Source organism: Staphylococcus simiae (assembly GCF_002902085.1).
Classification (GTDB): Bacteria; Bacillota; Bacilli; order Staphylococcales; family Staphylococcaceae; genus Staphylococcus; species Staphylococcus simiae.
Genome location: NZ_PPQR01000073.1, coordinates 1 through 4,914, shown reverse-complemented (window position 1 = coordinate 4,914; position 4,914 = coordinate 1). Strand labels below are relative to the sequence as shown.

1 protein-coding gene is annotated in these 4,914 nt (G+C 35.8%); it reads right to left on the bottom strand.

What is annotated here, in order from left to right:
* The coding region (locus CD113_RS09120; RefSeq protein ID WP_103262346.1) for an Ig-like domain-containing protein at window positions 1-4,304 on the bottom strand (4,304 nt) is incomplete at its 3' end.
* Window positions 4,305-4,914 lie beyond the last annotated feature (610 nt).

Here is a 4,914-nt window from a genome sequence, read left to right as displayed (position 1 = left end):
TTACCATCTTCATCTGCTGTTCCTGTCGCTGTTGTACCGTCTGGGAACGTTACAGTTACGGTTGAGTTTGGTTCAGCTTTACCTGTAATGGTCTTATCCTCACTTGTCACTGGGTTCACCGTTGGTGCTGTCGGCGCTGTTGTATCTGTCACTACAGTATTCGCTGGTTGTGATTCGTTACCTGCTTCATCCGTTGATGTTACTGGTAATGTCTCGCCGCCTTTTAAGTCAACATTGGTTGGAATATCTACGACATAATTTCCATCTTCGTCCGCTGTGCCTGTCGCTGTTGTGCCATCTGGGAACGTTACAGTTACGGTTGAGTTTGGCTCCGCTTTACCTGTAATCGTTGTATCTTCACTTGTCACTGGGTTCACCGTTGGTGCTGTCGGCGCTGTTGTATCTGTCACTACAGTATTCGCTGGAGCTGATACGTTACCTGCTTCATCGGTTGATGTCACTGGTAATGTCTCACCACCTTTTAAGTCAACACTTGACGGAATATCAACGACATAATTTCCATCTTCGTCCGCTGTTCCCGTTGCTGTTGTTCCATCTGGGAACGTCACGGTTATGGTAGCAAATGGTTCCGATTTACCAGTAATCGTTGTATCTTCACTTGTAACTGGGTTTACAGTTGGAGCATCTGGTGCTGTTTTATCTAATACTGTCGTACCAGACTCAACAGATTTATTACCTGCCGCATCTGTTGCTACAGCACTTAACTCTTCATCACCTTTTAAATCTATTGTATTAGGGATGTTTACTGTATAGTTTCCGTTCTGATCAGTAGTACCAGTTGCAGTAGTACCGTCTGGGAATGTTATTGTCACAGTTGAGTTAGGTTCAGCTTTACCAGTAATCGTTGTATCTTGACTGGTTACAGTATTGATTGTTGGCTCTGCTGGTGGTGTTACATCTACAACTGTTGTATTCGCACTCGTAGAAGTGTTACCTGCTTTATCTGTCGCTGTTACTGTAAGGTTTTCTCCACCTTTTAAATCAATATTAGTTGGAACAGCCACTCTATAACTACCATCAGTTGTTGTAATAGCTTGAACCGTTGTGCCATTTGGGAATGTCACTGTTACTGTTGAATTTGGTTCAGCTTTACCTGTAATTGTTGTATCTTCGCTCGTCACTCTATTCACTGTTGGTTGGTTTGGAGCAGTAGTGTCAACAACTGTTGTATTAGATTCTACAGATTTATTGCCTGCTGCATCTGTCGCCGTAGCTTTAATCACTTCGCTACCAGTTAAATCAAGTGAGCTTGGGATATTAACTGTATAATTGCCTGAACTGTCAGCAGTGGTAACTTGTGTTGTTCCATTTGGAAATATCACAGTCACTGTTGAATTTGGTTCGGCAGTACCTTTAACTGTTGTATCTTCACTTGTTACTCTGTTAATTACAGGTGCGTCAGGAGCAGTTGCATCTGTAACAGTTACGGTTGGTGAAACTGTACTTGTTTTACCATTTTTAGTAGCAGTTGATGTTAATTGCGTACCTGCCGTTAATGGCTTAGTTAACGTCAATGTTCCAGTAGTGCTATTAGCACCTAGCGTAACTGTACCTATGACATTATTATTATTATCTTTAACAGTAATTGTAGAACCTGCTGTACCACGTACACCAATGGTTGTGTCATTATCATCGACTGGGTCGATTAATGGTGCAGGAACAATTGTATTATCGATGATATTAAATGTGCTCGTTTCATCATTCGGATAGTTAGCAGCATCAATCGCTATAGTATATTGACCTGCTGCTGACTTAGGAATAGTCACTGTAAATGTACCATCACTATTAACAGCTGATGTACCTATCACTTGACCTGCTGGATTAATCACTTTAGCTGTTTGACTACCCGCATTCGGTTGCAATGGTACAGAACCACTTACTTTAGTGTCATTAATGGTGATATCAGCGACTTGTGGCGTACCTACTAATGGTGACGTTAAATATTTCTTAACTTCATCACCATCATTTTTACCATCACCATCTGTATCTGCATTATTTGGATCAGTTAATGATACGTCTCTTTCATAACTATCTAACAAACCGTCCTGGTCATAGTCTTGCAATCCTAATGACGTTGTTCCTAAAGTGTTATTAATTAATTTACCTGCATTATCAGTTAAATAACCTGCAAATGTAAAGTCTTCAAGACGGTCAGTAGTTGAAGTGATTAAGTTACCGTTACTATCATATTGTGCATCTTTAGTTAAAATGTTGTTGGGGCTTTGATTTAATTTAATAACAACTCGAATACCAACTGGCTCAGGTAAGCCATTATTAAATTCGATTAAATTATTTAAGTCACTCGCCGTAATCGTGCCATTACCGTTAGCATCAATTTTTAAATCAGCGACTTTATTAGAGGCGTTATACGTTTTATCAAACCCAGATAAACCATTATAGTCATACCTATCTAACTCAACGCTTTCAATAAATGGTATTAAATCTTTATCAATTTGATAATTGTAACTCCATTGTTTATTTTGTCCACCACCATAGCCAAATGTACCACTTTTAACAATTTGTTGGTCAACAATAATAGCCCCATTTGTTCCGACTGTAGTATCTAGTACAGCGGTACCACTACTCGCTCTAAATGCATCTGAATTTGCTGTTGATTTATTATTATTTAGAGCTGCTAAATCACTATCTGTACTTGTAAGGAAATAGCCACCACTTTCTGATGTACGGATAATAGTATTATTATTTGAATCTCTAACATATATTTGATAATTCAATTTATTGTTAGATAAATTACCAGCTTCATTTAAAATATTGCCTACTGTATCATCTAATTCGATACGACCATTCGTTGCTGAATATGTTTTTAAAATTTCAGCGCCACCAAATAAACCACCATTCGCACGAATGTAGTTAACTTCCCAAATATCAGATGGGTTACCATTATCATCTGTTAATCTTACAAATTCAACTGGCGTACTGCGTCCTGCTGGATTGACTGTAATTTTCGTCACATGATCAGCTATTTTTTCATCTAACTTCAAATCGATTTTATATCTTGAGCCAGAGTTTGAACCCGACATATAAGCATGTATGTCAAACGGAATGTAATTATTAGCTTTTGCTGCATCACTGTCTAAAGTTCCCGGCGCAAAAACAAGTGAACTAAAGGTATAGTTACTTGAATAACCTAATGATTTTTGAACATCTTCTGAGTCATTGACTGCTGCAGCAAACATTACTGGCGTTGCCATAGCTCTCATAAACGTTCTTACTCTTGGTGCTGTAGCTAATGTTTCCGTACTTTGTTGTTTATTTGCTAACTCAATTAACGCTGCTTGTAATACCGCTTGGTTAATTTCTTCATCAGAGGCTTTATTAAAATTAACATCCGTATTGTTTAAAATATCTTTAGCTTCTGATTCAGAAACATGCTCTTTTAAAAATGAATTTACAGCTGTAGCTTTATCTTTAGATTTAGCTAATTTTTTAGCTAGTTCTGTATTGTTTGTTGATGTTGTATCATGTTTTGATGCAACTTTTTTAGCAGTTTTATTACTTTGTTGCTTAGTAGCCTTATTGTCCTTTTTAGTTTTTGTGTTTTGTGCTACTTTTTTATCAGATTTAGCTTTAGTTGTGTTGCTACTTTTGACTACTTTTCCGCCTTTAGTTGAGGCTTTTTTATCAGTAGTTACATCAGCTTTGTTATCGTTTTCATCAACTTTGGTAGTTTCCCTATCTCTCGCCTTTGAAGCTTTATGCTGCTCACTTGTTTTAGTTGTATCTTGTGTTGCTTGTTTATCATTTGTTGTCTCATTCTTATTCGTTGCTGAATCTTTTTCATTTTGTGTGGTCTTGTCAGTTGAGGTTGTATCTTGTGTAGCATGATTATCTGTTGTGTTATCAATTGTGCTTTGATTTGTACTTGAGGATTCTTGTTTAGAAGTTTTATCCGAAGAAGTTGTATCTTGTTCAGCTGATTCGGTACCCTCTTTATCATCAGTATTTGTCGTAGTCATTTCATTTGAAGTACCTGCTGAGTTTGGTTCTACAGTCGTAGTCGTTTCTGTTGAAGTTGTTGTTGCTTTATCTTTGTTATTTGTAGCTGAACTATCAGTTAACTCAGTTATATCTACTGGTTCACTCTTATCTTTACTACCATCTTTATTTTGAGTAGAACTGTTATCTAGTTCATCTGCTTTGGCTACATTTTCTACGCCAAATACTAAAGTAGCACCTATTAATAACGATGCAGTACCTACAGTAAATTTTCTTATAGCGTATTTATTTAATCTATTCGGTAAAAATCCTTGTTTATTCTTCATTCATGAATCACCCCATATATTTTGCACAATTTTAAAATTGTATATACATATAATACATAACTAATTATACTTTTACAAATATAGCAAAACTATATATTTCAGCATTTTAAATCATTATGAATTTTGAATTATTTTGTCTTAATTGCAATTATTTATCCTTTTTTTAAAAATTCAATTGAAGATTTCATCAAATAAATTAGTTGTCTATAAAATCTATCTCTAAATCCAATTAAAGATTACTTTTAAAAATTCATGTGTCTTATCAATTTAATTTAAAATTGTGCATTTCATACATTTCTCTAACCTAGCTATCCATTCACTAAACATCTTTAGAAAAACTCATTATTGTAAAATGTTAATTTGTGTTCAGTGTTATAAGTAGAAAAATGTTTTTCATCTTTTATATGTATTGATTTCTACAGACAAAGGAAACTTCGCTAAAAAGCATGCTATGTTAAATATGGTGCAATTGGTAATAACTGTCTGGATAATAAAGGTTCTCTAACAAATCGGACTGATACATAATTAAATTTTCAAGCCTCGCACCCCAGCTTGCACATTATAGTAAAAATTCTGTTGACAGAATTTTTCTTTGCTGGGGCCCCAATGC